The sequence below is a fragment of the Pseudoalteromonas sp. SG44-1 genome, assembly GCF_014164315.1.
Classification (GTDB): domain Bacteria; phylum Pseudomonadota; class Gammaproteobacteria; order Enterobacterales; family Alteromonadaceae; genus Pseudoalteromonas; species Pseudoalteromonas rhizosphaerae.
Genome location: NZ_JACJEW010000288.1, coordinates 1 through 279 on the forward strand (window position 1 = coordinate 1; position 279 = coordinate 279).

At 39.8% G+C, this 279-nt stretch carries 1 rRNA gene; it reads right to left on the minus strand.

Annotation, left to right across the window (positions count from 1 at the left end):
- Positions 1 to 5: 5 nt before the first annotated feature.
- A 5S ribosomal RNA gene (rrf, locus tag H5187_RS24185) occupies positions 6 to 120 on the minus strand.
- Positions 121 to 279 lie beyond the last annotated feature (159 nt).

The window sequence follows — 279 nt, forward strand, 5'->3', positions numbered from 1 at the left end:
TTGGAGCCTGGCAATGTCCTACTTTCACATAGCAAATGCTACACTATCATCGGCGCTGTTTCGTTTCACTACTGAGTTCGGCATGGGGTCAGGTGGGTCCAAAACGCTATTGTTACCAAGCAAATTTGGTGTTAATCGCGTTAGCAATTAACTAAAATTTGGAATTCTGATAATAAAGTTTTCAGTAAATCTACTTTAGTCTATTAACTTCTTGCGCTATCAACTATCACATAAAACGCGTTTGGCGTTGTATGGTTAAGCCTCACGGGTAATTAGTAC